Raw genomic sequence first — 25,649 nt, 5'->3', positions numbered from 1 at the left:
TTGGGTTTCGGGCCTGCGCCTTTAGCCTGCTAGTTCGGCCTCAACAAAAGCTAAATTGGCACGAACTTCGGGAATATCTGGCCCAAGCGAGCGAGCGCGCCGCAACGCTTGCCGCGCTCCGCGCAAGTCACCTTTGGCATATCGGGCATTGCCCAAACCAAACTGCCAGAGCCAGTTTTCCGGCCAGCGTCGCCCCCCCGTTTCATAAAGGGTCTCAGCAGCATCGAACTGCTCTACCCGCTCAAGCGCGGCACCGGCGGCGAGGACCTCGGCTTCGGGCACGCTGACGGCCAGTTGATCCGGGGGCAGTACAACCAACCCCCAGAAATCACCCCTACGCCATGTGCGTTCAAAGACCGCAAAGGGCATGATCATCTGATCCAATTGCCCTGAATTGAGGTACACCTCATCCTTGGCAAAATCATACCCGGTGACGACGCCGTAATGCCACACAGGCGCGATCCCCAACCCGAGGTTCTGAAATACGATCACAGGATGACCGGCAGAGACTTCGCTTAGCAGTTGATCAAATGTCGACACTTCGACGGCTATTTGCCCTAAGCGCCGACTGCTGCCAACCATATCAGCCAGATAGGTTCCGCCCGCACCGGGATTAAAGGCCAATCCCGCAACATCATCTTGCGAAATGTCAGCGCCAGCCCATTGCATCACCATCGCGATGGATGTGGGACCGCAATAAAAGTCGGCCTGCTGGATCAGGGGCACATCTGCAACCTGCGCCCGCGTGGGCACATCGGTCGAAAGTTGCGTGTCAGGGTCAAAAGGTGCGGCACAGGCCGCCAGCCAGCACAGTGCCAGCGTGGCGGCGATGCGGCCAAACATCCGCCCTAGCGGACGCAACGCACCCAGCTAAAGACGCTGGTAAAGCACAAAAGATCGGTCACTAGCAGGATCACGAAAACCGTGAACAACGTGCCAACGATATCAGCACCGGCGCTGTCGTTTTCCATCTGTGTCAGGATCGTTGCGACCTCTGCATCAGATAGGGCGGCCAGACGCGCCTCTGCCTCTGCGAGATCGACGCCCATGGCGACCATCTCGGCCTGCACGTCACCGCGGTGCAGTTCATCCATCAAGGCTGTGCGGTTGTCCAAAGCAGTGTATTTGCTGATCGCGGCATCGGTGCCCAGCATCTCGGCTTGTGCGAGTGTCACCGCTTGCGTGGCCAGCACCAATTGCGCGGAAAGCGCAATTGCCATGCTTTTCTTGCTGATGTTGAGAAGTCCCATACTAAAATTCCTTTGTTTGCGAGCACGTGCAAAGCGCGCCGCGCAGCCCCTGTTCATGGACAGTTTTTAGGAATTTGGTGCGCGACGCAACCGCTTGTGCCGCTTTGCCAATCACAACGGCAAGAAACGGATCAGACAAAAGCCGTAAGGTTGTTGATCAGGAAGATGCGCAGAATCTCGATCCCAACCAAAACGACGATAGGCGATAGATCGATCCCGCCGAGGTCGGGCATGAAACGACGCACACGGCTGTAGATCGGATCTAGTATACGTCCGAGGCCATACCAGACCTGCCCTACAAACTCTTGCCGGATATTGAGCACCTCAAATCGGATCAGCCAGCTCATGATGAAATGGGCGATCACAAAAAACCGAATCACACTGAGGATCAAAAGGAGCGCTTGCAGAATTGTGAGCATCAGATCAGGGCCTTTCATTTGGTCAGCAAGCACCTAAGCCTTCCCCGTCCGCACGACAAGTCTTTGGTTGCCGTAAGGTCAAAGTTGACGTTTACGTCAAGGGAACACATCTTTTGAGCAACGCAAAGGATCAAACCCATGTACCCGATAGTGCGCCTTCTCAAAGAAGTCTTCAAAAGCAGCCGCATGCCCCCGCTGCCTCCCTTGGACAGCCATGTGTCCTATCATCGGTGCTGGCCGCAAGACATCGACCAGTTCATGGAAATGAACAACGGACGCATTCTGTCGATCCTTGATTTGGGGCGCACCGGGCTCGCCCAGCGCGTTGGCCTTTTGCGGGCGTTGCGCCAGAACGGCTGGGGCATGACAATGGCTGGTGCCTCGATCCGCTATCGCAAGCGTATCCGCCCTTTTGTGAAATTCCGCATTGTCAGCAAGGCCGTGGGCTGGAGCGATCGTTTCTTTTACATTGAGCATACGCTTTGGATCGGTGATGAATGCGCTGTGCAAGCTCTGTTCCGTTCGGCAGTGACTGACAAGAACGGTATCGTTGACCCAGCCAAAGTTTTTGCCGCCGTCGGCGTCGATCACCCCTCACCAGAGAAGCCTGCCTGGGTGCAGGCCTGGATTGACGCGGACAACATCCGCCCCTGGCCACCAGAAGACGACGGAACGTCCTAAGAAAGATTTCTTGCCAGCCCGAACGTTATCTGTGTCTTATCCCCGGAAAGAGCAGAGCAGGATCAGCGACATGGCAGTGAGTAAGAAACGCATCTGGGGATGGATGGCCTTTGATTGGGCATCCCAACCGTTCTACACCCTTGGCCTGACCTTCATTTTTGGCCCCTATTTTGCGGCCGTCGCCACCGAATATTTCATGTCAGGCGGGCAAGACAGCGCCGCCGCAAAGGCAAGCGCACAAGGCATCTGGTCGGCGGGCCAAACGGTTGCCGGTCTTCTGATCGCATTCACGGCACCATTTCTGGGTGCGTTTGCGGACAACTCAGGGCGCAAAATGCCGTGGATCTTCTTCTTTTCAGTCATCTATGTCGGCGCGACCTTCGCGCTTTGGGGGCTGACACCGGACGGGTCGGCGCTCATCCTGATGTTGGTGATCTTTTATGTCGGGTTCTTTGCCGCCGAAAGCGGTCTGAACTTCGTCAACGCGATCTTGCCATCCTTGGGCAATGATGAAGAGGTCGGGCGCATTTCTGGCTCTGGCGCGGCCTTTGGGTATTGGGGTGGCGTTGTATCGCTATTTATCATGCTGCTGCTCTTGGCCGAAAACGATGCGGGCGTAACCCTGTTGGGCAACGCGCCATTGTTTGGACTGGACCCAGACCTACGCGAAGGCACGCGGTCAGTGGGGCCGTTCATCGCGATCTGGTACATTGTCTTTATCATTCCGTTTTTCCTTTATGTCCGTGACGATCCGAAGGCCGAAAAAAAATCGACGAAGCTGAGCGCCGTCTGGTGCGAGTTGGTAGAGACGCTACGGTCCGTGCTTCATCGCAAAAGCCTGCTGAACTTTCTGGTAGGGTCCATGTTTTATCGTGACGCGCTGAATGCGCTTTATGCGTTTGGCGGCGTCTATGCGGCGCTTGTGCTGGATTGGACCATTATTCAGATCGGTGTCTTCGGCATCATCGCGGCCATCGCGGCGGCAATTACGACGTGGTTGTCTGGGCTGGCGGATGCCCGCCTTGGGCCCAAGCCAGTGATCCGTGTTGCCGTCTGGGTGCTGATCCTTGTGTCTGTCATTATCGTTGGCATGTCGCGCGAAGCAATCTTTGGCATCCCCCTCGCCGAAGGGTCCGGCCTGCCTGATATTATCTTCTACATTTGCGGTGTGTGCATCGGTGGTGCGGGTGGTGCTGTCTATGCCTCGTCCCGTTCGATGATGGTGCGCCACGCGCATCCAGAGCGTCCGGCAGAGGCCTTTGGCCTGTTTGCGCTGACCGGCAAAGCGACCGCCTTTTTGGCCCCCGCCCTGATTACGCTGTTCACTTTGATGACCGGTAACAATCAATTAGGGTTTTTGCCCGTAATCTTCCTTTTCCTGATCGGGCTTTTCTTGTTACGCTGGGTCAATAAAGACGGAGATCGCGCAGAATGGTCCGCTTCTTAGCCGCAGTAATACTCGCCTTTGGATTTGCCGCCTGTCAGGCTGACGACCCACCCGTCGTCAGCCTTGCGACGCAGAACTCAGGCGACACACGCATTGCCAAAACCCTGTTCGGTGCCGAACCCGTCAGTTCCGAACAGCCTCCTCAATCATTTGGCGGATACGCCCGAGGCTGTCAGGCAGGCGCGCAGCAACTGCCCGAAACCGGCCCGACCTGGCAGGCGATGCGCCTGTCGCGCAACCGCAACTGGGCACAGCCGACAACGATCGAATATGTACGTGATCTCAGCCGATTCGCCGCAACCCAACCGGGGTGGGAGGGGCTTTATATCGGCGATATGAGCCAACCACGCGGTGGCCCAATGCTGACCGGGCACCGCAGCCACCAAACCGGGCTTGATGTTGATATCTGGATGCTGCCCCCGGACCGGCTCAACCTGACATCGCAAGAGCGCGAGAACCTCTCGTCGATTTCGATGCGCCGCAGTGCGGGTGCGTTTACCAATGACCGTTGGACACCTCAGCATGAGGCGATCATCCGCGCAGCTGCTTCCGATCCGCGCACGGCCCGAATCTTTGTCTTTCCCGGCGCAAAGGTTGCCATGTGTAATTCAGCAACAGGCGATCGTAGCTGGCTGAACAAAGTGCGCCCTTGGTGGGGGCACCACTACCATTTCCATGTGCGGCTTAGCTGCCCGCCCGGCACCGCTGGCTGCACCAATCAGGCACCGCCACCACCGGGCGATGGCTGCGCCGACGCGCAGGGCTGGGTCGACCGTATCCTGAACCCACCCCCCCCTGACCCGGACGCGCCACCGCCCACACCGCGCCGCGAGTTGACGATGGCGAACCTTCCAGGTCAGTGCCTGAACGTATTGAACGCCAACTAGGTGCAGCATTTCCTACTTTCCTTGTTGGCCCTGCTTTGGGCCGGACCGCTGCTGGCCGAGGCCCAGTTTGTCGGCAGCTATCACTGGACATCACATGATGATCGCTTTGGCGGGCTCTCCGGGATTGAGGTGTCGGACGATGGCACAACACTGACCGCGCTGAGCGATCGGGGGCATTTCTTCTTTGCCGAGGTGATCCGCGAGAACGGTGTGATCACCCATCTAGACACATATGCCCCGTTGCGCCTGCGGGGGCCGGGTCGCGTGCCTTTGCCCCACGCCCAAAGCGATAGCGAAGGCATGGCGATTGGCCCTGATGGCACTGTGCACGTGTCCTTTGAATGGACCCATGGCCTCCGCAGCTTTGCGGCCATTGATCAACCAGGCGGGCCGCTGTGGGCATCGGATAAATTTACCGCACTGCAAGACAATTCATCGCTTGAAGCATTGGCAATTGGCCCTGATGGGGCGCTTTATACCATCCCCGAACGCTCCGGCCTTGCGACGCGACCGTTTCCCGTCTTTCGCCTTTTGGATGGCGAATGGGATCAACCTTTTGCGATCCCCCGACGTGGCGCCTACCTTGTTGCTGGCGCCGATATTGGGCCAGACGGGCGGCTCTATATTCTTGAACGGGATTTTGTCGGGATCGGCTTCCGCAATCGGGTGCGCCGCTTTGATCTGGATGGCAGCGGTGAGGCGACAATGCTGGAAACCGGACTGCGCACCCATGACAATCTGGAAGGGATCAGCGTCTGGCAAGACGACGAAGGGCTGCGCGTGACGATGGTGTCAGACGACAATTTTCGCGCTTTCCAGCGCACAGAGGTTGTCGAATACAGATTGACGGGCCAGTAGCCCGGCGTTAGATCGCCTCCGTCCCCGATGATCGGGGGCCAAGTGCCGCACCCTTGTCAAAACGGATTAATCAAATGACACGTATCCTTCCCGGCGTTCTCGCCATGGCCACAATCGTTGTGGCGTCCAATATTCTTGTGCAATTCCTCATCCTTGATGGGCTGCTGACCTGGGGGGCGTTCACCTACCCGTTTGCGTTTCTGGTGACAGACGTGATGAACCGTGTCTACGGCACAGCGGCAGCGCGCAAGGTTGTGTTCGCAGGTTTGGTCGTGGGCATCATCTGTTCGCTGATCGGCAGCCAAATCATGCTGCAGGGCGATGGTTTCGAATACCCCGCAGTGGCACTGCGGATCGCCATTGGGTCGGCGACGGCGTTCCTGATCGCACAACTCCTTGACATTGCTATCTTTGATCGCCTGCGCCAAGGATCGTGGTGGAAAGCGCCGCTTGCCAGCACACTTGTTGGTTCAACCGTGGACACAGCCATCTTTTTCTCGATCGCTTTTGCCAGCGTTTTCAACGGCTTCAGCGCACCTGCCGCAGAAGAAGTCATCTGGGCGCAGGACATGGTGCCGTTCCTGAACAGCGGCCCATTGGCCCCGCTTTGGGTGTCGTTGGCGGTCGCGGATTGGGCGGTCAAACTGTCGGTTGCCCTGATCGCATTGGTCCCATTCCGCATCATTGTGACACGTCTTTTGCTCCGTGCGCGATAAACACGACATCAAGTATCTTTTTACTTGAAATATACTAAATCTGTGCGAATCTCTTTTCAGGCGAAACATTTGAAAGGAGGTGATCCAGTGCATCATGAGGTATTGGAGAAGTGTGTCGGGACAACTTGGGGGAATCGCAGCTAGGGCAGCCCTTGGCTGAAGAAAACCCAAGGTGGAGATCCTAACCGACCCACCTCCGTAATTCAGGAAAGGGCCAGTCCATCGTCGGGCTGGCCCTTTTTCTTTGGCAGAACTGCCGTATGTTCTGCGCACAAAGATTGTACACACATCGGGCAAGCCATGCGGATCAATGATCAGATCGAAATCGCCGATTGGGAGCTGACAGAGAGTTTCACACGCGCGTCCGGCCCCGGTGGGCAAAACGTCAACAAAGTGTCCACAGCGGTCGAGTTGCGGTTCGAGGCGGAACGCTCGCCCAACTTGCCCCCAGCGGTCAAGGCCCGGCTAAAGCGGCTTTCTGGGCGTCGCTGGACCCAAGACGGCGCCATCGTGATTTTTGTGCAGGAAACCCGCAGTCAGGCGCGCAACCGCGATATCGCAAGGGAACGGCTGACCGAGCTGATCCAAAAAGCCTGCGAAAAACCAAAACGGAGGGTTGCGACCCGACCAACCAAGGGGTCAGTCCGGCGGCGATTGCAGGCAAAAAAAGAACGTGGTGAAGTCAAAGCACTGCGCGGCAAAGTTGATGAATAGCAATCTGCGTCATCGAGAATGATTTCAGCGGTGATTACGCGTTCTTAACGGATATCTGACATCATCCAACTGGGCCGTTGCGGAGTTAGTTACCCATGTCGCATTTTCAAATCCTACTCACACCAAGCATCGCATTGATGAGTTTGGCATTCTTGTTCAATGTCGTCTTACGCCGCTTTCACGGCACGCGCTATGAGGCCCCAGCCTTTGGCACGCTGTTCGGGATCGCCATTGTGGTGGGGATGATCAATCCGCTCTCTCTTGGGGAAGGGCTAATCTTCGATACCCGCACGTTGTTGCTTGGTGCTGCGACCACCTTTGCGGGCCCGGTTGCAGGCGTCGTCGCCCTCGTCTTTGGTGTCATTTGCAGGCTGGTTCTGGGGGGCGCGGGGGTCACATCAGGGGTGGTCGGGTTGTTGACGGCATTTGGCCTCGCCCTGGCGTTTGAGCGATACTTGCGGAGCAAAATCTCCTACCCGGCCGTTGGTGATGTAGCACTGGGCGCGGTTATCACACTTTCTATTGGTGCAATTTTCCTAATCCCTTTTGACATCGCATTGGGTCTATTTCTGGAAATTGCTCCGGTGCTGTTGATCTGCAACGTGGTTGGTATAGCTGTCATCGGCATGGTTTTCCGCCGAGAGAAACGCTATTTCGAAGCGACAAAAGCACTCGAAGAACACGCGCGTCGGGATCCGTTGACCAACTTGCTGAACCGACGTGGGCTTGACGCCCATGTTGGGGAGAGTCGTTTTGACGCGCAGAATGGGCATGCGTTTTTTTTCTTCGACATCGACAACTTCATACGCATTAATGACAGCTATGGTCATGATGCTGGCGATGCCACATTGGCCATCATTGCAGCACGGCTAAGAAACAGCCTGCGTGAAGAGGCGATCTTTGCCCGTCACGGCGGGGACGAGTTCTCTATCTACCTCCCAAGTGTGAATGCCGCTGATGTTGAGGGGATTGCAGAACGGCTGTGCGGTCTCGTGTCTGACAAACCAGTGGAACGCGGCGGCACGTCTTTTGACGTGTCGATCAGCATGGGCGTCTTTTGGTCGCGCGTGCATTGCCCGCTCCAAGAGATGATCAATCAGGCCGATACTCAACTGATGATGGCCAAGAACAAAGGAAAGAACCGCGCACAAGTTACCTATAGTGCCGAAGGGGTCAATGCGCTTGCCGCATAGCAGCGCGCAACTTTGCTGACTGCAATTGCGTGGGGTCAGACCAGCACTTCGACTGCCTCTTGGGCACCAACATCAAAAACACGCTTGTAGCGTGCAATTTCATCATCAGGGCCCATTGCCTTCTTTGGGTTGTCGCTCAATTTGACTGTCGGTTGTCCGTTTGCCGCGATCGCCTTGCACACCAGCGAAAAGGGCGCGAGCGCATCATCAGCGACCAGCCCTTTGAAGTCATTGGTCAACATGGTGCCCCACCCAAAACTGACCCGGCAACGCCCCTCGAACTGTTGATGCAGTTCTGTGATCTTATCCACATCAAGACCATCGGAAAAAATGACCAGTTTCTCGCGTGGGTCTTCCCCCCGCGATATCCACCAATTTATTGCCGTTTCTGCGCCTGTCGCCGGGTCGCCGCTATCCACGCGAATCCCCGTCCATCCGGCCAGCCAGTCTGGCGCGCCCTCCAGAAATCCTTTCGTCCCAAAGGTATCGGGCAAGATTATCCGCAGATTACCGTCATGTTCTTCGTGCCAATCGGCAAGCACATCGTAAGGGGATTGGCGCAGCGCAGTATCCGTCTGCGCCAGTGCAGCATAAACCATCGGCAACTCATGCGCGTTGGTGCCGATCGCCTCAATCTCGCGCATCATGGCAATTCGGCAGTTTGATGTGCCGGTAAAGTTGGCCCCCAGCCCTTCCATCATCGCTTGCACACACCAATCCTGCCAGAGATAGCTGTGCCGCCGCCGCGTCCCAAAATCGGCGACGCGCAGGTTATCGATGGGTTTCAACTCCTCGATCTTGCCCCAGAGTTTTGTCATCGCACGGGCGTAAAGCACTTGCAGCTCGAACTTTCCCATATCGCGCAGGACAGCGCGGCTGCGTAGTTCCATGATCACAGCAAGGGCAGGAATTTCCCACAGCATGACCTCGGGCCATGTCCCCTCAAAAGTCAGCTCGTACTGACCGTCTTTCTTTTCCAGATGATAGGGCGGTAACTGCAAGTTCTCGAACCACTCCATAAAGGCCGAGGTGAACATCTGCCGTTTGCCATAAAACGTATTACCACGCAGCCAGGTGCTTTCGCCCCGCGTCAGCCGCAATGAGCGGATATGGTCAAGCTGCTCGCGCAGCTCGCCTTCGTCCACCAGTTCTGCCAGGCGGATCTTTTTGGTTCGGTTGATCAGCGAAAACTGCACATGGGTGTCGGGATGATTGCGAAACACCGACTGGCACATCAGCAGTTTATAAAAGTCGGTATCAATCAGCGACCGCACAATCGGATCGATCTTCCATTTGTGGTTCCAGACCCGCGTGGCGATGTCGACCATATTCAGTTCCCCCTCTTGGCGCTTACGTGTTAGATCAAGTGGGCGCAGGGGTGGCAAGGGGGCCAAAGCGATGGCATTGCGTTACGATTTTGACATGGTCGCGATCACACCCGAGGGCCTGCCGGGCCAATTCGGTGATCTGGATCTGACCGGTGTCAGCGCCGAAAAGGTAGCTATGTTCCGCGATCCACAGACGATCGGCGCATTGGGGCAGGCCGACGAGGCCGTACGAACCTTTTTCACCGATAGTGGGTTCGTGCTGAAAACCCATGACAGTGGCGCCCCACCCGGCACATTCCCAATGCGCGACGAAGGCGACCGGGTGGCGCTGGTAGATCGCCTGTCACAGAATCTCGGTACACATAACCTCAAGGGGGCGAACTGGGGTGGCTTTGATTTCCCGGCCTTCATGCAGTCCCTCTCAGCCGCGAAACCGATTGAAGAGCAGTTGCTGGCACCAACACAGCGCGACACTGGCCTGAACACGGAACGGGCCGCCGCGCGCATCGCTTCGCGCCAGAAACAAGGGCGGCGAATGATGGCCTTTGGGGGGTTGTTGCTAGGGCTGATCTTGCTGCTTTATGTGGCCGGTCAGCTGCTCTGACGGGTTTGACCATCATCATGGCTGCTGGCGTGTCGTCGGTGTGGTTTGTCCGACGCGGGCGTTAGATCAATTTGACCCCTGCTGCGCGCATACCCTCGGCGGCGGCAGCCAGTGATCCGTCAAAATCAATTGCCCGGCACAGATCCATCCTGACAGACACGTCGAACCCCAAATTTGTTGCATCCACAGCCGAGTAATTCACGCAGAAATCCGTGGCCAACCCCACAAGCGTCAACTTGTCGATACCACGGGTGCGCAGATATCCTTCCAACCCGGTGGGCGTCGTTTTGTCATTCTCGAAGAATGCCGAATAGCTGTCGATGGCCGGGTTATAGCCTTTGCGGATGACTAGATCGGCCCGGTCCGTTGCCAGATCGGTGTGAAACGCGGCACCCTGGCTGGCTTGAATACAGTGATCCGGCCACAGAACCTGCGGGCCATAGGGCATGTCGACCATGCTCATCGGTGCAGCGTCATGTGTTGACGCGAAGGAAGAGTGCCCCGCCGGATGCCAGTCCTGCGTCAGGATCACCGCATCAAAACCGGCCATTGCGGCGTTGACCCCTTCCACAATTTCATCCCCGCCTGTCACGGCCAAAGCGCCACCAGGGCAAAAGTCATTCTGGACGTCAATCACGAGCAAGGCGTGTGTCATGGCATTTTCTTTCCGGGGCTGAGTTGCGCGCAGTTTGCCGGGACGCAGAAGGGGTTGCAAGTCGTCCAGAGATTTCATATCGGCCGCGTCTTTCACACATGAAATGGAGGCCGAAATGGCGACTCTGGGTATCGACTTTGGCACCTCCAACACGGCAGCGGGCATCATGAAAGATGGCCGGCCACATCTGATCTCGGTGGAGCCGGGACGTACAACGCTGCCCACATCGGTTTTCTTTGACTATGACCGCAAGGAAACGACCTATGGGTCGGTGGCGAATGCCGCACTGATTGATGGCCGCGAGGGGCGGTTCATGCGGGCGTTGAAATCGGTTCTGGGCACGCCGTTGATGCGGGAAAAACGCCAAATCGCTTATGAGCGATTGACATTGATCGAGGTGGTCGCCCGGTTTCTTGCGATGCTGCGCGAGCGGGCAGAGGCGGAAACTGGCACACGGTTTGATACCGCGCTGTCAGGGCGGCCTGTACGGTTTCATTCCTCAGATGAGGCGCGCAATGCGCAGGCCGAACGCGATCTGCGCGAGGCTTATATGATTGCCGGATACGACGATGTTGCCTTTATGTTTGAGCCAGAGGCGGCAGCTTTGGCCAGTGGACCGCTTGCCAAGGACGAGCTTGGGTTGATCGTGGATATCGGCGGTGGCACCTCCGATTTCTCGGTCTTTGCCCGCGATGGGGATGCAACCCGGATCATCGCGAGCCACGGTGTCCGCGTCGGTGGTACGGATTTTGACCGCGCGATCAGCATAGCAGAGGTCATGCCACTGCTAGGCCGCGGTGCTGAGGTGCGTAACGCCTTGGGCGCTGGTCGTCATGTGGCACCAAATGCGATCTTCAATGATCTCGCGACCTGGCAGAAAATCCCTTTTGTTTACACACCCGAGAACCGGCGCATGGCCACCGATTTTGCCAAACTGGGGATTGATCCGGCCTTGTTTGCGCGGCTCAAGACGGTGCTAGAGATGGAATTGGGCCATGACATTGCCTTTGCGGTAGAGGCGGGCAAGATCAGGATTAACCAACCTGATGCGCAGACTGCGGCGATTGATCTGGACGTGATCGAAACACGATTGACGGCAGACATCACCAAGGAAGCGATGCGCGCAGTGTTGGCAGATCATGCTGCGCAGATTGCAGCCTGTGCGGAGGATACTTTGGCGATGGCGGATGTCACGGTAGAGCGGATCACCAAGATCGTCTTCGTAGGCGGCTCAAGCCTGTTGCACGTTGTCGAGGACGTCATGGTCGCCATGTTCCCGCATGCCGCATTGGAACGGGCCGAGGCATTCACTGCCGTCGCAGATGGATTGGCAATTGCTGCCGCGCGTGGCTTGCCCCGCTGAGCACAGAGGCGTATTTGACCCATATGTTTACCGTTGCAGCACTTTATCACTTCACCCGGTTTGACGAACCCGCCGCCCTACAAGGGCCACTGCTAGACCTGTGCAAATCACGCGGGATCACTGGCACGTTGCTTTTGGCAGGAGAAGGCATCAACGGCACGATTGCCGGGGATCGCGGGGGGATCGACGCCGTCCTCGCCCATGTTCGCGCCCTGCCCGGTTGCGCAGATCTGATGTGGAAGGAAAGCACCGCAACAACGCCGCCCTTTCACCGTATGAAGGTACGGTTGAAAAAGGAAATCGTCACCATGGGACAGCCGGATGTGGATCCGGTGGCAAAGGTCGGTCAGTATGTTGACCCTGCCGATTGGAACGACCTGATCAGCGCGCCCGATGTCGCCGTGATTGATACGCGCAATGATTATGAAGTGGCGATTGGTACCTTCGAAGGGGCCGTTGATCCCGAAACCAAGAGCTTTGGCGAATTCCCCGAATGGTGGGAAAAGAACAAGCACCGCTTTCTCAACAAGCGCGTCGCAATGTTCTGCACCGGTGGGATTCGCTGCGAGAAGTCAACGAATTACCTGATGGGCCAAGGGGTGGAGGACGTATACCATCTCAAGGGTGGCATTCTGAAGTACCTCGAAGAGGTGCCGCAGGATGAAAGCAAATGGGACGGTGACTGTTTTGTTTTTGATGCCCGCGTGAGCGTCGGACATGGGCTGGCGGAAGGTCCGCATATCCTATGTCACGCCTGTCGCCGTCCGCTGCTGCCCCAAGACCGTGATCATCCCGCCTTTGAGCAGGGCGTGTCTTGCCATCAATGCATTGATGAGACGAACGACGCCGACAAGGCCCGGTTCCGAGAACGCCAAAAGCAGATGGTACTGGCCAAAGAACGCGGCACCCATCACATCGGCGGGATTTAGGGCTGGCGCATTGATCACACCCACCGCCCTCGCGCCGCAACTGCTGGCGCTTGCGATTGGGATCGCGGGCGGGGTTGCGGCCTTTCAGGCGGGCATGCCCCTGCCCTGGATGTTGGGGCCAATGATTGCCAATACCATCGCGGCCCTGCTCCGCTTGCCGATAATGGGCCCGATGCGCCTGCGTCCCCTTGTGATCCCCGTTCTTGGCGTGATGCTTGGGTCCGGCATCACAGCAGAGGTGTTCGGTTTACTTGGGACGTGGGCGTTTACGCTGTTGGTGCTGCCGTTCTTTTTGGCCTGTGCCGCCGGCATTTCTTATGCCGTTTACCGCAAGATCGGGCAGTATGACCCGGTGACGGCCTTCTATGCGGCCATGCCCGGCGGGCTGAACGAAATGCTGATCCTTGGGATCGAAGCAGGTGGGAATGAGCGCCGGATTGCTTTGGCCCATGCGGCCCGTGTGATGATTATCATTGTCTTTGTTGCCGTGATTTTTGGCTTGGTGATGGGTGTGTCCAGCGGCGGCGCGGGGGCCGCTCGATGGATTGCCTTGGTTGAGATCACCGTTTGGGATTACGCAGTCTTGGGGCTTTGTGCGCTGTTGGGGGCGGTTTTGGGCAAACGGCTTGGCTTGCCAGCCGCACCAATATTCGGCCCAATGATTCTGAGTGGCATTGCCCATGTTGCAGGATGGGTCACTGTCGCACCGCCCACATTCTTTGTCGTGGCCGCCCAGATCACCATGGGCACCATCATTGGGACACGGTTTGTTGGGGCCACGCTGACCGAGATCAGGCGCGATCTGGGCCTTTCGGCAATTGCGTCTGTGCTGATGCTATTGGCAGCCGTTGGCTTTGCCCAAGCGATCTTTCTGGTCAGCGATGTGCCCTTAACGCAGGCCTTTCTGGCTTACTCTCCGGGCGGTTTGGCCGAAATGGCATTGCTGGCGCTCGCGATGGATCAGGACCCGACCTATGTGTCGGTCATGCATATTATCCGCATCACGCTGGTGATCGCGATTGCGCCTTTTGTGTTCCGCATGGCCCGCGTCTAAAAGTCGAGGTTCTCGACGTTCAGCGCATTGTTTTGGATGAACTCGCGCCGTGGTTCGACGACATCACCCATCAGCTTGGTGAAAAGGTCGTCGGCGTCTGCCACATCTTCAACCTTTACCTGCAACAAGGTACGCGCGTCCGGATCCAGCGTGGTTTCCCACAGCTGATCAGGGTTCATTTCGCCCAAGCCCTTGTAGCGTTGCAGTGACAGCCCTTTTTCGCCTTCTTCGAGGATGGCCTTGAGCAGATCAAGTGGACCATGGATCATCTGGCTGCGATCCTTGCGGACCAGCGTTGCTGGAAGGTTGTAGACATCTTGCAAGCCTTGGGTGAACGATCCCGTGCGTCGGGCCTCGCCACCGCGCAACATCGGACCGTCCAACGTGCGCACTTCTTCGACACCGCGTAGGATGCGCGCCAAACGCATACCTTTGTCTTGCGTAATCCGGCCTTGCCAGCCGCGTTCCCATTCCAGTGCAATCAGGTCAAGCCGCTGGGCAACCCGATCAGCCGTGCCTTGCAGGTCATTGTCGACAACGCCGGGCACAAAGGCACCGGCAATGGCGGCTTGTTCCAGAATGTGCCGTGGATAATGCGTTGGGAAAGCTTCAAGCACGCGCTTGAGCTGGCGCGCTTCATCCACCACGCGGCGCAAATCATTACCGGTGATTTCCTCGCCGTTGCCCTGCCGCAGCATCGCCCCGTCGATGCCCTGTTCGATCAGGTATTCATCCATCGCGGCCTGATCCTTGAGGTAAACCTCGGATTTGCCGCGCGACACTTTGTAAAGTGGTGGCTGCGCGATGTAGAGGTAACCGCCTTCGATAAGCTCCGGCATCTGACGGAAAAAGAAGGTCAGCAGCAAGGTACGGATGTGCGCGCCGTCAACATCCGCGTCGGTCATGATAATGACCTTGTGATAACGCAGCTTGTCGATGTTGAATTCATCCCGGCCAATCCCGGTGCCCAGCGCCATGACGAGGTTACCGATTTCCTGTGACGACAGCATCCGGTCAAACCGGGCGCGTTCCACGTTCAGGATCTTACCCTTCAGCGGCAGGATCGCCTGCGTACCACGGTCACGGCCTGTCTGGGCGGAACCACCGGCAGAGTCACCCTCCACCAAGAAGACTTCGGTCTTAGAAGGGTCTTTTTCGGAACAGTCTTTCAGCTTGGAGGCGTTGAAATTCACATCCATCGCGGATTTACGGCGAATTTCACGGGCCTTGCGCGCAGCCTCGCGGGCGGCGGCAGCTTCGACGATCTTGGTGATGATCATCTTGGCCTCGTTCGGGTTTTCCTCGAACCATTCGTTCAGTTTTTCACCCATGAGGTTTTCGACCGCCGGACGCACCTCAGAGCTGACCAATTTATCCTTGGTCTGGCTGGAGAATTTCGGATCGGGCACCTTAACGGACAGCACACAGGTCAACCCTTCGCGCGCGTCATCGCCAGTAAGCGATACTTTTTCCTTTTTCGTGATCCCGGTTTCTGTCGCATATTTCGCAATCGCACGGGTCAGCGCGCCACGAAAGCCCGCCATATGCGTGCCGCCATCGCGCTGCGGGATGTTATTGGTGAAGGGGAGCACCATCTCGTTATAGCTATCGTTCCACCACATCGCGACCTCGACGCCGATCTCGTCGCGTTCGCCCTGCACGTAAATCGGCGCATCCATCAGTGGGGTCTTAGAGCGGTCGAGGTATTTGACGAACTCCTTCACGCCGCCTTCGTAGAAAAGCTCGGTTTTCAGTGGCTCTGCGGGCCGCAGGTCTTCGAGGATGATTTTGACGCCAGAATTCAGGAACGCCAATTCGCGCAGGCGCTTTTCCAGCGTGGTGAATTCATAGTCACGGTTGCTGAACGTGTCTGTCGAGGCAAGGAACGTGACCTCGGTCCCTTTACGACCGTTTGCATCGCCTTCGACACGCAAGTGTTCTGTCGTGAACCCGCCCTCGAACCGGGCATAGTGTTCTTTGCCATCGCGCCAGATGCGCAGTTCCAAGAAATCAGAAAGGGCGTTCACGACCGACACACCCACGCCGTGCAAACCGCCAGAGACCTTGTATGAGTTGCTGTCGAATTTCCCGCCCGCATGCAGCTGGGTCATGATGACCTCGGCCGCGGAAACGCCTTCTTCCTCGTGAATGCCCACCGGAATCCCACGCCCATTGTCACCCACGGTGACCGACCCGTCGCCGTTGATTTTCACGTAAACATGGTCAGCGTGCCCGGCCAGAGCTTCATCAATGCCGTTGTCCACGACCTCATACACCATGTGGTGCAGACCGGACCCGTCATCAGTGTCGCCGATATACATACCGGGGCGTTTTCTAACCGCCTCTAAGCCTTTGAGAACTTTGATGGAATCTGCGCCGTAGTCTTCGGGTTTTTGCTGCTCGTCAGCCATCGGGGAAATCCTGTATTCTTATGCCCAAAATATACGTGTTTTAGGGGGTAATGTCACGCAAATGACACAAGATTTTGTGGTTTTTGGCGGTCTGCGAAAAGCTGCCTACGTCAGTCCGATTACAACGCCCACGCCGATCAAAAGACAGCCCGAAATGAGGTTGATCCGGCGGATTGTTTTTGGCGATTTCAGCACCCCGCGCACCCGATCTACGGATGCTGCCAAAATCAGGTTGCCGCCCATCGGAACGACAAAGCTCAGCGTGCAGATGGCGACCATGTCGAGTGCTGTGACCGCACTCAGGTCAAAGAAGCCCGGCAGAACACCCATGTAAAATAGCACGGCTTTCGGGTTGCCGATGATCACGGCTACACCCGCAAGGAAACCCGCCCACATGCCCGGGCGCGTTAGACGGCTGTTGGCGTCCAGCGCATGGTCGGCGTTGCGTATCAGCGCCGCCCCCATCAGCATGAATACCAGCACAGCAACGTATTTCAGGACCTCCATGAAGCCCGCGAATTCAGACACCAGCCAAGCGACCCCTAGAACGGCCACAAGCGGCCACAGGATGTCACCGATGGCCACCCCCAAGGCAAGCGGCCACGCCGCCTGAAACCCTCCAGAAAGCGATCGTGCCAGCAAGGCCACCCAGACCGGGCCGGGCGTCATGAACAGGATGACAAGCGCACCTGCGTACAGCAGCATGTCATAGGCGGTGATGGTCATGTCAAAAAATATGCCCCAAAAGGTCAAGTTTGGCCGTGTCATCCCACGACTGGTCGCGCAGCGCCATGACCTTGAGGTGTTTTGTCACCTGCGTGATCACAGTGTTGATATGCCCGTCTTCGATGCCAACATAGCGCAGCTCGTTTTGTGCGGGCAGGAAACCACGCCGCGTATAGATCGGGTGATCGCCAAAAAGCAGGATAAACGTGGCCTGCGCGTCCAAGGCCAGCTTGATCGTTTCCTCCAGCAGCGCGCTCGCAACACCTTTACCGCCGTGATCGGGATGTGTGGCAACCTCGGCCAATCCGATGATGGGCAGGGTTTCATCGCCTAGCGTGACCATGCGAAAATTCAGCGCGATATGCCCGATAAGGTGGTCACCTTCCCAACCCAGAACCCGGAGATGGTGGCGTTGCTTGTAATACGACCGCCCTTCAAAATCATCGTCACCGATCTGACCAAATGCGCGGGACAGCAAAGCGCCAATGGCGGCATCGTCATCTTTTGTCAGTTGGATTTCATGGATCGTTTTAATCTGCATGGGCGGGTAAGGTCAGGCTACCATCTGCGTTCAGTTCCCAAAACGGGTTGTGGGCGACCTCCCAGACATGTCCGTCGGGGTCGGCGTAGTAACCAGAGTATCCTCCCCAGAACACCTTTTCAGGAACCTTTAGCGCCGTCGCGCCAGATTTGAGGGCCAGTGCATAGGCAGCGTCAACCTCTGCCTCTGTCGTGAAATTCTGCGCCAGCGTCATCGCCCCGGTACCAAGTTTCGCATCAGGGCGGCCCTGATCCTTGGCGAGCGGCCCTCGCCCGAAGAACCCCAGCACCATGCCGTTGATCTGGTAAAAGACAACTTCGCCTTCGTCCGCTGTCGGGGTCCAGCCCATCGCACCATAAAACGCTTTTGAGCGCGCAAGGTCAGCAACACCCAGTGTGATCAATGTAACGCGCTGCGGGGTCATGGCTTGTCCTTTTGGGTGACTGCGGATTGTCCGTCGGTTTCGGTGACTTCGGCGTATTGGGCGCGCGGGCCAAGTTCTGTGAACAGTTCCGGCCCGGTGCCAGTCATAAAGGCCTGTGCGCCAAGCGCACAGATCTCATCATAAAGCGCCGCACGGCGGGTGGCGTCAAGGTGGGCTGCGACCTCATCCAGCAGCAGAAGGGGTGGCGCGCCGAAATCGTTGGCGAGCGCGCGGCCATTGGCAAGGATCAGACTGATCAGCAGCGCCTTTTGTTCGCCAGTTGAACAGTCTTTGGCTGGCACGCCCTTGTCGGCAAACACCGCATCCAGATCTGCGCGGTGCGGTCCAATCAGCGTGCGCCCGGCGGCCATGTCGCGCGAGCGATTGTCGGCAAGAGCGGTTTGCAGGTCATCGGGAATGGGTTCGGCTGAAGTCAGCGCAAGAGCTGCCGTTGGGAACGCCGTTTGGGCAACCTTTTGCGCCGCCGTCAGTTCGTCGATCGCGTGTCGTCTGTTGCGTTGAATGGCGGTGGCGGAATCAGCCATTTGCGCCTCAATCGCGGTGTACCAATGCGGGTCGCGGACCATGTCTTTGAGCAGCCGGTTCCGTTCGCGCATCGCCTTTTCATAGGTCAGCACAGCCTCTGCATGGGTGGGTTCAAAGCTCAGCGTGGCGCGGTCGAGAAAACGCCGGCGCCCCTCTGCCCCTTCGATCCATAGCCTGTCCATCGAGGGCACCAACCAGAGAATGCGGGCGACACGGCCGAGGGCCACCTGCGGGGCAGTTTTCCCATCAATGCGTAACTGACGCGGGCTACCCACCTCGGCCCATGTTTCCAGCTCATGCGTTTGGTGCAGCGATTGCAGGATGGCGGTGATCTTCCAACCCAGCGCCTCTGGCCTACGCGTCAGATCATCAGCGCCAGCACGACGCAAGCCGCGGCCGGGGGACAGCAGGGATATTGCCTCAACGATGTTGGTCTTCCCCGCGCCGTTCGGCCCAAAGAGCACCATAGGCCGTGCGTCAAGCGTGAGCGCCACGCGTTTGTGCGAGCGGAAATGCGAAAGCGTCAGCTCTTTAAGCGCGAGCGTTTTCACGGGCGGCTATCAGGATTCGGAAAAATCCTGCCTTCAAAATCTTCGAGAACTTTGGGTCCCGTCACACGCGCATCGGCATGACGACATAAACCGCCGAGGTGTCATTGCCTTCACGCATCAGTGTCGGATCGCCCGATGAGTTGAACATAAAGACCGCGTTTTCGCGATCCACCTGGCTTGCGATTTCCAACAGGTATTTGGCGTTAAAACCAATCTCCAAGCGCTCATCACCATAAGCTACGGCCAGCTCTTCTTCGGCCGCACCGCTATCCGGCGCATTCACCGACAGAACCAGCTTGTCCTCGTCCAACGACAGCTTCACGGCCCGTGATCGTTCGGACGACACCGTCGCAACCCGATCCACGGCTTTGGCGAATTCGCTGGCGTCTACTTCCAATTTGCGGGTGTTTCCTTGCGGGATCACGCGGGTGTAGTCGGGGAAGGTGCCGTCGATGACCTTCGAGGTCAGAGTGATGTCAGGCGTCGCAAAGCGGATCTTGGTTTCCGAGACAGAGACGGCGATTTGCATGTCGTCGTCGTCCAGCAGTTTACGGAGCTCGCCCACGGTCTTGCGGGGCACGATCACGCCTGCCATGTCAGCGGCGCCTTCGGGCAGGTCGGCGTCGATACGGGCCAAGCGGTGCCCGTCAGTGGCCACACAACGCAGCACTTTGCCGCCATCACTGTCAGAGACATGCATGTAAACGCCATTCAGGTAATAGCGCGTTTCCTCGGTCGAGATTGCAAATTTGGACTTGTCGAACAAGCGACGCAGTACCGGTGCTGGGGCCGAGAAATTGGCGGCATATTCAGAGGACGCCATCACTGGGAAATCCTCTTTTGGCAATGTGGCGAGCGAGAAGTTGGAACGCCCCGCCTCAATGCTCAACCGGCCCGATGCGCCTTCTTCGGTCAGGGTGACCAACGCACCGTCAGGCAGTTTGCGCACAATCTCGTTCAGTGTCACGGCGGCCACAGTTGTAGCGCCGGCGCGTTCCACTTTGGCAGGAGCCTTGTCCACGACTTCGATATCCAGATCGGTAGCGCGGAAGTGCACATCATCGCCTTCGGCTTCAATCAGAACATTGGCCAAAATCGGGATCGTGTTGCGCCGTTCAACCACGGATTGGGCCTGTGCGACCGCCTTAAGAAGCACTGCGCGTTCAATGCTGAATTTCATATCCCAATCTCCGCATATCTTGTTGCCGGTCTTGGCCGGGACGCGGAATGTACCCTATTCCACGCCACTCTCAAGCGTTTTGTTGGACTGTTGACGATGGGTTTGGCCGCGTCAAGCGCCGGGGCTGGTTTATTCCTGCAAGGCGCGGCGCAACAGTTCCAGATCATCCGCGATCTGGCTATCAAGCGCTTTGAGTTCCTCAATCCGCTTGACCCCGTGCATGACAGTGGTGTGGTCACGACCACCAAAGCGACGCCCGATTTCAGGCAACGACCGGCTGGTCATTTGCTTAGCCAGATACATGGCGATCTGACGGGGGCGTGCGTAGTTACGTACGCGCTTGGGCCCGATCATGTCGGACAGGCGGATGTTGTAGTGGTCGGACACTTTGCGCTGAATTTCCTCGACAGTGACCTTGCGGTCCGAGGCTTTGAGGACGTCAGACAGGCAATCCTGCGTCAGTTCCAGCGTAATTTCGCGGCCAACAAGCGACGCGAAGGCAAACAGACGGGTCAGTGCGCCTTCGAGGACACGTACGTTTGTCGAAATCCGATGGGCGAGGAATTCCAGCACGCCGTCAGATATCTCAAGTTCTGGGTATTGTGCGGCATAGACGTCGACCTTGGACTGCAGGATGCCAAGGCGCAGTTCATAGTCGGTTGGGTGCAGATCTACGACCAGACCGCATTGCAGGCGGGATTTGATCCGCTCTTCAAGGTCCTTGATCTCGCCCGGTGCGCGGTCGGCAGAGATGATGATCTGTTTCTGCCCATCAACCAATGCGTTGAAGGTGTGAAAGAATTCTTCCTGCGTACTGTCCTTGCCACCGATAAACTGGACGTCATCCACCATCAGCACGTCTACCGAGCGGAACAGCTGTTTGAAATCCATCATCTTGCGTTCGCGCAGTGCAGTGATGAAGCGGTACATAAATTGTTCAGCCGAGAGGAACAGCACGTTCAGCTCTGGCGAGCGTTCTTTCAGCTCATGGGCGATGGCATGCATCAGGTGGGTTTTGCCCAGGCCAACGCCACCGTAAAGAAACAGCGGGTTAAAGGTGACAGGGCCACCCTCGGCGACACGGCGCGCGGCGGCATGGGCCAGCTCATTCGGTTTACCGACTACAAACGTGTCAAAGGTGAAGCGGGCATCCAGCGGAGAGCCGGAGGCGGCATCGACACCATTGGTTTTGCGAGCGGCTGCGACTTTGGGCTTGGGGGCGGCGGCGGATTGGGAAGGGACACGGAATTGCAGGCGCTGAACGTCACCGCCCTTCTTGTTGAGCTGATGAATGATATGGTCACCAAAATTCTGCGACACGTAGTTGCCAATAAAGTTTGTCGGCACGTCAAAGACAGCGACGCCATCAGACAGGCGGGTCAATTCGAGTGGTTCAATCCAATTTGAAAAGTTGTTGGCGCCAAGTGCCCCTTTAAGTGTCGCCAATACATCTGCCCAAATTGCCTTACTCATTTTGACCTTTGTCCCATTTCAATGTGCCCACATTCGAGCGCCAAAAGGCGCCCACAATACCATCATCCGGCACAAAAAGCATGTACACACGAGATGCCCCTCTCGCGTGGCTTGCCCTTCACCATTACATAAGGCCTAGCATCAGATCGGCACCTCAAACGGATGCAGTTAGACGCCAAACGGCAGCAAAAGGGGTCATGAAACAGCAACAAACCCAGAGAGCAGTCTCTGGTTTTCTCACAGACACAAATGGTTCGGGTCGCGCGGCTTTTGCCGCTTCATTTCCCGCCCATATTGCGTGATGCCTACAGTCAGTTTGACGCCACAGACCCGCGCATCAGCGCAGTGTCGCCCCGTCAAGTTACCTGCAAACCCCCTCACGTCCCCCCGGAACGATGTGAATCGCAGGGCCAACGTAGCAAGGGGTTTGCGGACGTATCAATACAACAACGGACTTGACTCAATGATTGGTCAAAAAGAATCTATCGGTCCGTTGAAATGATACAACTTCTACACAACACGGTCACACCGGAAAGAAAAAAGCGCGCCCGTTCAGGACGCGCTTGCACTCTTTCAATTCTACCTGCGGCAGTAGAATCGGAGCTTAGCCGATCGCTTTGACTCGCGATGTCAGACGCGACATTTTGCGCGCTGCTGTGTTCTTGTGCATCACACCTTTGGTCACACCGCGCATCAGTTCTGGCTGTGCGGACTTCAGCGCTTCGGCTGCTGCTTTTTGATCGCCAGAGGCAATCGCCTCTTCAACAGCGCGCAGATATGTGCGGATGCGCGAACGGCGCATCTTGTTGACCGCAAAACGTGCTTCGTTCTGACGGGCGCGTTTTTTTGCCTGTGGTGAATTTGCCATGTGTTCGTTTCCTAAGCTGGGCCGGTGGTGAGCCTAATCAAAATTCGTTAGCGCAGTCAGCCCAAGCCCCGGGTTTTCGAACCGGTGATTCTGGCCAAAGCGGGCCTCACGCGCATGTATGACGGGGCCTATAGGACAAACCGCCTCGAAAGGAAAGCCCTACTTGTCGCGGAACTGCGCCTCGCGCTTTTCGGTAAAGGCGGCCATGCCTTCGGCCTGATCATCCGTTGCAAAGAGCGAATGAAACAGGCGGCGTTCGTAGTTGATACCTTCGGCCAGCGTCGTTTCATAAGCGCGATCAACGGCATCTTTGGCGGCAATCGCCGCAATCTGTGATTTTTCGGTGATTTTGTCGGCGGCAACTTTCGCTTCGCTCAGCAGTTTCTTGGCAGGCACGACGCGGCTGACAAGCCCGCTGCGCTCGGCCTCTGCGGCGTCCATGAAGCGCCCGGTCAGATGCATATCCATTGATTTTGATTTGCCAACAAAACGGGTCAGACGCTGGGTGCCACCAAGACCTGCGATGACGCCAAGGTTTATCTCGGGTTGGCCGAATTTGGCGTTCTCAGCTGCAATGATGAAATCGCACATCATCGCCAGTTCGCAGCCACCGCCCAGCGCATAGCCGGCCACAGCAGCGATGATCGGCTTGCGGGTGCGGTTGAAACGGTCAGTTTCGTTTTCAAAGAACCGCTGGGTGTACATCTCGACGAATGACTTGTCCGCCATCTCAGAGATATCCGCACCGGCGGCAAATGCCTTTTCGGACCCGGTGACGATGATGCAGCGCACTTTGTCGCTTGCATCGGCATCCTCTAGTGCGGTGCAAAGCTCTTTGAGAAGCGCGCTATTGAGCGCATTCATCGCGTCCGGTCGGTTGAGTGTGATCGTCGCGACGTGGTCGCTGATATCTACAATGATGTTGTCAAAGGCCATGCTGCCGTCCCTGTTGCCGCTGGTCAGGCCCTAGTGCTTAGCAAAGCGTTCACGCGGATCAAGCTATCTTTGGCATTGCGGACAAAAGAAACTTGAGCGTCCCGATTGCACGATTCGGGTAATTGTTCTGTCACATCCAGAGGTTACGCAGGGTTCACCTTCGCGATCGTAGACCTGAAAAACATGCTGAAAATAGCCCAGCTCGCCATCTGTTTGGCGATAATCACGCAAGGATGACCCGCCTGCGGCGATGGCCTCTGACAGAACATCCCGGATCAGCGGCACCAGCGTGGCAATACGTGACGCACTGATCTGCCCGGCCTTGCACGCCGGATGAATGCCCGCACGAAACAGCACTTCACAGACATATATATTACCCAGCCCCGACACGATGCGCTGGTCCAGTAATGCCGATTTGATCGGTGTATTGCGCCCCTTCAGGCGCGCGATCAGATAGGCTTCGTTGAAAGCATTGCCCAAAGGCTCCGGCCCCAGATCGCGGATCAGCCAGTGATCCTCCTGCGTCGCCGTTTCCATCAGGTCCATCGCACCAAAACGGCGGGCATCATTGAAGGTAATCCGCGCACCATCATCCATGTGAAGCACGACATGGTCATGTTTGGCGGGCGCCGGATGCGGGTGATGGAATTCACCCACAGTATGGCCCGAAATCAACATCCGGCCTGACATCCCCAGATGGATCAACAGCGTCTCTGCACTGTCCAGATCAACGAGAATGTATTTGGAACGGCGGCGCAGCCCCAACACGCGCTTGCCCGTCAGCCGTTCAGCCATGCGGTCTGGAAACGGCCAGCGTAGATCTGGCCGGTTGACATCGGCCTGTGCAATCACACGCCCCTCCATGACGGGGGCGATGCCAGATTTAACGGTTTCGACTTCGGGCAGTTCAGGCATCTACATCTGGTTGCTGGGGCAATTCGGTCTTTTGCATAGGCGAGAAAGGCTGAAATACCCACCAAATATTTTTTGCGTTCAACTCTTTTCCCGCGCTCGGAGCGCAGAGCATCGAAAGACGGTGATGCCCAGAGCTACCAGGTTCACCCCGTGTCACATTGACAGTTTGTCTATCCGTCCGCTTGGGTATAACCCGATGCGGGACAGTATTCGGGCGAAAGCATGACATGACCGACAAGCCAGAGACCACCACCCATTTCGGGTTTGAAACCGTCCGCGAGGATGAAAAAGCTGGCAGGGTGCAGGGCGTGTTTTCGTCCGTGGCGAGTAAATATGACATCATGAACGACGTGATGTCCGGCGGCATTCACCGGGTATGGAAAGACGCCATGATGGATTGGCTGGCCCCGCGTCCCAACCAGCGCCTGCTGGATGTGGCCGGTGGGACGGGCGACATCTCGTTTCGTTTTCTCAAACGTGCGGGGCATGGCCATGCCACTGTGCTTGATCTGACCGAGCCGATGCTGGTCGAAGGCCGCAAAAGAGCCGAGGCAGAACGCATGTCAGACAGCCTTGATTGGGTGGTTGGCGATGCGATGGCCCTGCCGTTCGAGGCCAATACATTTGACGTCTACACCATCAGCTTTGGCATCCGAAATGTAACCCGCCCGCAGGATGCGCTGACTGAGGCCTACCGTGTCCTACGTCCCGGCGGCCGTCTGATGGTGCTGGAATTCAGCCAATTGCCCAACCCGATGATGCAAGCCGCCTATGACGCCTATTCCTTCAACGTGATCCCGCGCATGGGCCAGATGATTGCGGGCGACAGGGACAGCTATCAATATCTAGTGGAATCGATCCGCAATTTCCCCGATCAGGATACGTTCCTTGGCATGGTGCAGGATGCCGGTTTCGGCAACGCCAAATACCGCAACCTAACATTGGGTGTGGCAGCACTGCACTCAGGTTGGAAGCTCTGA

Annotated in this window: 27 protein-coding genes; 12 read left to right on the top strand and 15 right to left on the bottom strand. The window is 57.1% G+C overall.

Annotated features, from left to right (window positions below; translation table 11 throughout):
• Positions 1–21: 21 nt before the first annotated feature.
• The 3 genes from DHN10_RS04330 to DHN10_RS04320 form a co-directional block, all read right to left on the bottom strand.
• Positions 22–843, bottom strand: a complete 822-nt coding sequence (locus DHN10_RS04330; RefSeq protein WP_108814035.1) for a PA2778 family cysteine peptidase — start codon at positions 841–843, stop codon at positions 22–24.
• A gap of 5 nt (positions 844–848) precedes the next feature.
• Positions 849–1,250, bottom strand: a complete 402-nt coding sequence (locus DHN10_RS04325) for a PA2779 family protein (RefSeq protein WP_108814034.1) — start codon at positions 1,248–1,250, stop codon at positions 849–851.
• 131 nt (positions 1,251–1,381) lie between these two features.
• A complete protein-coding gene (locus tag DHN10_RS04320; protein ID WP_108814502.1) occupies positions 1,382–1,669 on the bottom strand; it encodes a YggT family protein in 288 nt (95 codons plus the stop codon).
• A 138-nt stretch (positions 1,670–1,807) separates the two neighbouring features.
• On the opposite strand from DHN10_RS04320, the gene DHN10_RS04315 reads away from it, so the two are divergent.
• From DHN10_RS04315 to DHN10_RS04285, 7 genes are all read left to right on the top strand, one after another.
• Positions 1,808–2,350 carry an acyl-CoA thioesterase gene (locus tag DHN10_RS04315; RefSeq protein WP_108814033.1) on the top strand — a complete coding sequence of 181 codons (543 nt, stop codon included), beginning with the start codon at positions 1,808–1,810 and terminating at the stop codon, positions 2,348–2,350.
• A 70-nt stretch (positions 2,351–2,420) separates the two neighbouring features.
• Positions 2,421–3,797: an MFS transporter gene (locus DHN10_RS04310; RefSeq protein ID WP_108814032.1), complete on the top strand. Its 1,377-nt coding sequence runs from the start codon at positions 2,421–2,423 to the stop codon at positions 3,795–3,797.
• On the top strand, positions 3,782–4,684 hold the full coding sequence (gene mepA, locus DHN10_RS04305; RefSeq protein WP_108814031.1) for a penicillin-insensitive murein endopeptidase: 903 nt from the start codon (positions 3,782–3,784) through the stop codon (positions 4,682–4,684). The genes DHN10_RS04310 and mepA overlap by 16 nt, the downstream gene beginning before the upstream one ends.
• Positions 4,685–5,542, top strand: a complete 858-nt coding sequence (locus DHN10_RS04300; protein ID WP_108814030.1) for an esterase-like activity of phytase family protein — start codon at positions 4,685–4,687, stop codon at positions 5,540–5,542.
• Positions 5,543–5,616: 74 nt separating this feature from the next.
• On the top strand, positions 5,617–6,258 hold the full coding sequence (locus tag DHN10_RS04295; RefSeq protein ID WP_108814029.1) for a queuosine precursor transporter: 642 nt from the start codon (positions 5,617–5,619) through the stop codon (positions 6,256–6,258).
• A gap of 300 nt (positions 6,259–6,558) precedes the next feature.
• Entirely contained in the window at positions 6,559–6,972 is a 414-nt protein-coding gene (gene arfB, locus DHN10_RS04290) for an alternative ribosome rescue aminoacyl-tRNA hydrolase ArfB (protein ID WP_108814028.1), read from the top strand.
• 137 nt (positions 6,973–7,109) lie between these two features.
• Complete coding sequence (locus DHN10_RS04285) at positions 7,110–8,165, top strand: GGDEF domain-containing protein (RefSeq protein ID WP_159086910.1); 1,056 nt, start codon at positions 7,110–7,112, stop codon at positions 8,163–8,165.
• A gap of 35 nt (positions 8,166–8,200) precedes the next feature.
• Here the strand turns inward: DHN10_RS04285 and pncB are convergent, their stop codons facing one another.
• On the bottom strand, positions 8,201–9,493 hold the full coding sequence (gene pncB, locus DHN10_RS04280; RefSeq protein WP_108814026.1) for a nicotinate phosphoribosyltransferase: 1,293 nt from the start codon (positions 9,491–9,493) through the stop codon (positions 8,201–8,203).
• A 70-nt stretch (positions 9,494–9,563) separates the two neighbouring features.
• Here pncB and DHN10_RS04275 point away from each other — a divergent pair, with 70 nt between their 5' ends.
• On the top strand, positions 9,564–10,097 hold the full coding sequence (locus tag DHN10_RS04275) for a hypothetical protein (protein WP_108814025.1): 534 nt from the start codon (positions 9,564–9,566) through the stop codon (positions 10,095–10,097).
• A gap of 61 nt (positions 10,098–10,158) precedes the next feature.
• Here the strand turns inward: DHN10_RS04275 and pncA are convergent, their stop codons facing one another.
• Complete coding sequence (gene pncA / locus DHN10_RS04270; RefSeq protein WP_108814501.1) at positions 10,159–10,752, bottom strand: bifunctional nicotinamidase/pyrazinamidase; 594 nt, start codon at positions 10,750–10,752, stop codon at positions 10,159–10,161.
• Positions 10,753–10,867: 115 nt separating this feature from the next.
• On the opposite strand from pncA, the gene DHN10_RS04265 reads away from it, so the two are divergent.
• From DHN10_RS04265 to DHN10_RS04255, 3 genes are read left to right on the top strand one after another with little or no spacing between them, the layout of a single operon-like run.
• On the top strand, positions 10,868–12,115 hold the full coding sequence (locus tag DHN10_RS04265; RefSeq protein ID WP_108814024.1) for an Hsp70 family protein: 1,248 nt from the start codon (positions 10,868–10,870) through the stop codon (positions 12,113–12,115).
• 23 nt (positions 12,116–12,138) lie between these two features.
• Entirely contained in the window at positions 12,139–13,044 is a 906-nt protein-coding gene (gene trhO / locus DHN10_RS04260; protein WP_108814023.1) for an oxygen-dependent tRNA uridine(34) hydroxylase TrhO, read from the top strand.
• 10 nt (positions 13,045–13,054) lie between these two features.
• Complete coding sequence (locus tag DHN10_RS04255; protein ID WP_234417006.1) at positions 13,055–14,098, top strand: AbrB family transcriptional regulator; 1,044 nt, start codon at positions 13,055–13,057, stop codon at positions 14,096–14,098.
• Here DHN10_RS04255 and gyrB read toward each other — a convergent pair.
• The 10 genes from gyrB to mutM all read right to left on the bottom strand — a co-directional run bounded on the left by gyrB (position 14,095) and on the right by mutM (position 24,669).
• Positions 14,095–16,509, bottom strand: coding sequence for a DNA topoisomerase (ATP-hydrolyzing) subunit B (gyrB, locus tag DHN10_RS04250; protein WP_108814021.1), 2,415 nt, complete (start codon positions 16,507–16,509; stop codon positions 14,095–14,097). The two genes, DHN10_RS04255 and gyrB, sit on opposite strands and share 4 nt — an antisense overlap.
• A gap of 105 nt (positions 16,510–16,614) precedes the next feature.
• Positions 16,615–17,235, bottom strand: a complete 621-nt coding sequence (locus tag DHN10_RS04245) for a LysE family translocator (protein ID WP_108814020.1) — start codon at positions 17,233–17,235, stop codon at positions 16,615–16,617.
• Position 17,236: 1 nt separating this feature from the next.
• Complete coding sequence (locus DHN10_RS04240) at positions 17,237–17,776, bottom strand: GNAT family N-acetyltransferase (RefSeq protein ID WP_108814019.1); 540 nt, start codon at positions 17,774–17,776, stop codon at positions 17,237–17,239.
• Positions 17,766–18,200, bottom strand: a complete 435-nt coding sequence (locus DHN10_RS04235; protein ID WP_108814018.1) for a VOC family protein — start codon at positions 18,198–18,200, stop codon at positions 17,766–17,768. Before DHN10_RS04235 ends, DHN10_RS04240 begins: the two co-directional genes overlap by 11 nt.
• On the bottom strand, positions 18,197–19,297 hold the full coding sequence (recF, locus tag DHN10_RS04230) for a DNA replication/repair protein RecF (protein ID WP_108814017.1): 1,101 nt from the start codon (positions 19,295–19,297) through the stop codon (positions 18,197–18,199). The genes DHN10_RS04235 and recF overlap by 4 nt, the downstream gene beginning before the upstream one ends.
• Before the next feature lie 61 nt (positions 19,298–19,358).
• Positions 19,359–20,477: a DNA polymerase III subunit beta gene (dnaN, locus tag DHN10_RS04225; RefSeq protein WP_108814016.1), complete on the bottom strand. Its 1,119-nt coding sequence runs from the start codon at positions 20,475–20,477 to the stop codon at positions 19,359–19,361.
• Between the two features lie 129 nt (positions 20,478–20,606).
• Positions 20,607–21,950: a chromosomal replication initiator protein DnaA gene (dnaA, locus tag DHN10_RS04220; RefSeq protein WP_108814015.1), complete on the bottom strand. Its 1,344-nt coding sequence runs from the start codon at positions 21,948–21,950 to the stop codon at positions 20,607–20,609.
• A 604-nt stretch (positions 21,951–22,554) separates the two neighbouring features.
• Complete coding sequence (rpsT, locus tag DHN10_RS04215) at positions 22,555–22,818, bottom strand: 30S ribosomal protein S20 (RefSeq protein WP_108814014.1); 264 nt, start codon at positions 22,816–22,818, stop codon at positions 22,555–22,557.
• A 159-nt stretch (positions 22,819–22,977) separates the two neighbouring features.
• Positions 22,978–23,754: an enoyl-CoA hydratase gene (locus DHN10_RS04210; RefSeq protein ID WP_108814013.1), complete on the bottom strand. Its 777-nt coding sequence runs from the start codon at positions 23,752–23,754 to the stop codon at positions 22,978–22,980.
• 63 nt (positions 23,755–23,817) lie between these two features.
• Positions 23,818–24,669: a bifunctional DNA-formamidopyrimidine glycosylase/DNA-(apurinic or apyrimidinic site) lyase gene (gene mutM, locus DHN10_RS04205; protein WP_108814012.1), complete on the bottom strand. Its 852-nt coding sequence runs from the start codon at positions 24,667–24,669 to the stop codon at positions 23,818–23,820.
• 227 nt (positions 24,670–24,896) lie between these two features.
• Between mutM and ubiE the strand changes: the two genes are divergently transcribed.
• Positions 24,897–25,649 (top strand): bifunctional demethylmenaquinone methyltransferase/2-methoxy-6-polyprenyl-1,4-benzoquinol methylase UbiE, encoded by a 753-nt coding sequence (gene ubiE, locus DHN10_RS04200; protein WP_108814011.1) that lies wholly within the window; start codon positions 24,897–24,899, stop codon positions 25,647–25,649.

Origin of the sequence: Loktanella sp. Alg231-35, from assembly GCF_900143545.1 — a bacterium.
Taxonomy (GTDB): Bacteria; Pseudomonadota; Alphaproteobacteria; order Rhodobacterales; family Rhodobacteraceae; genus Yoonia.
The sequence above is the reverse complement of the archived record's forward strand: the minus strand, read 5'-3'. Positions and strand labels throughout refer to the sequence as shown.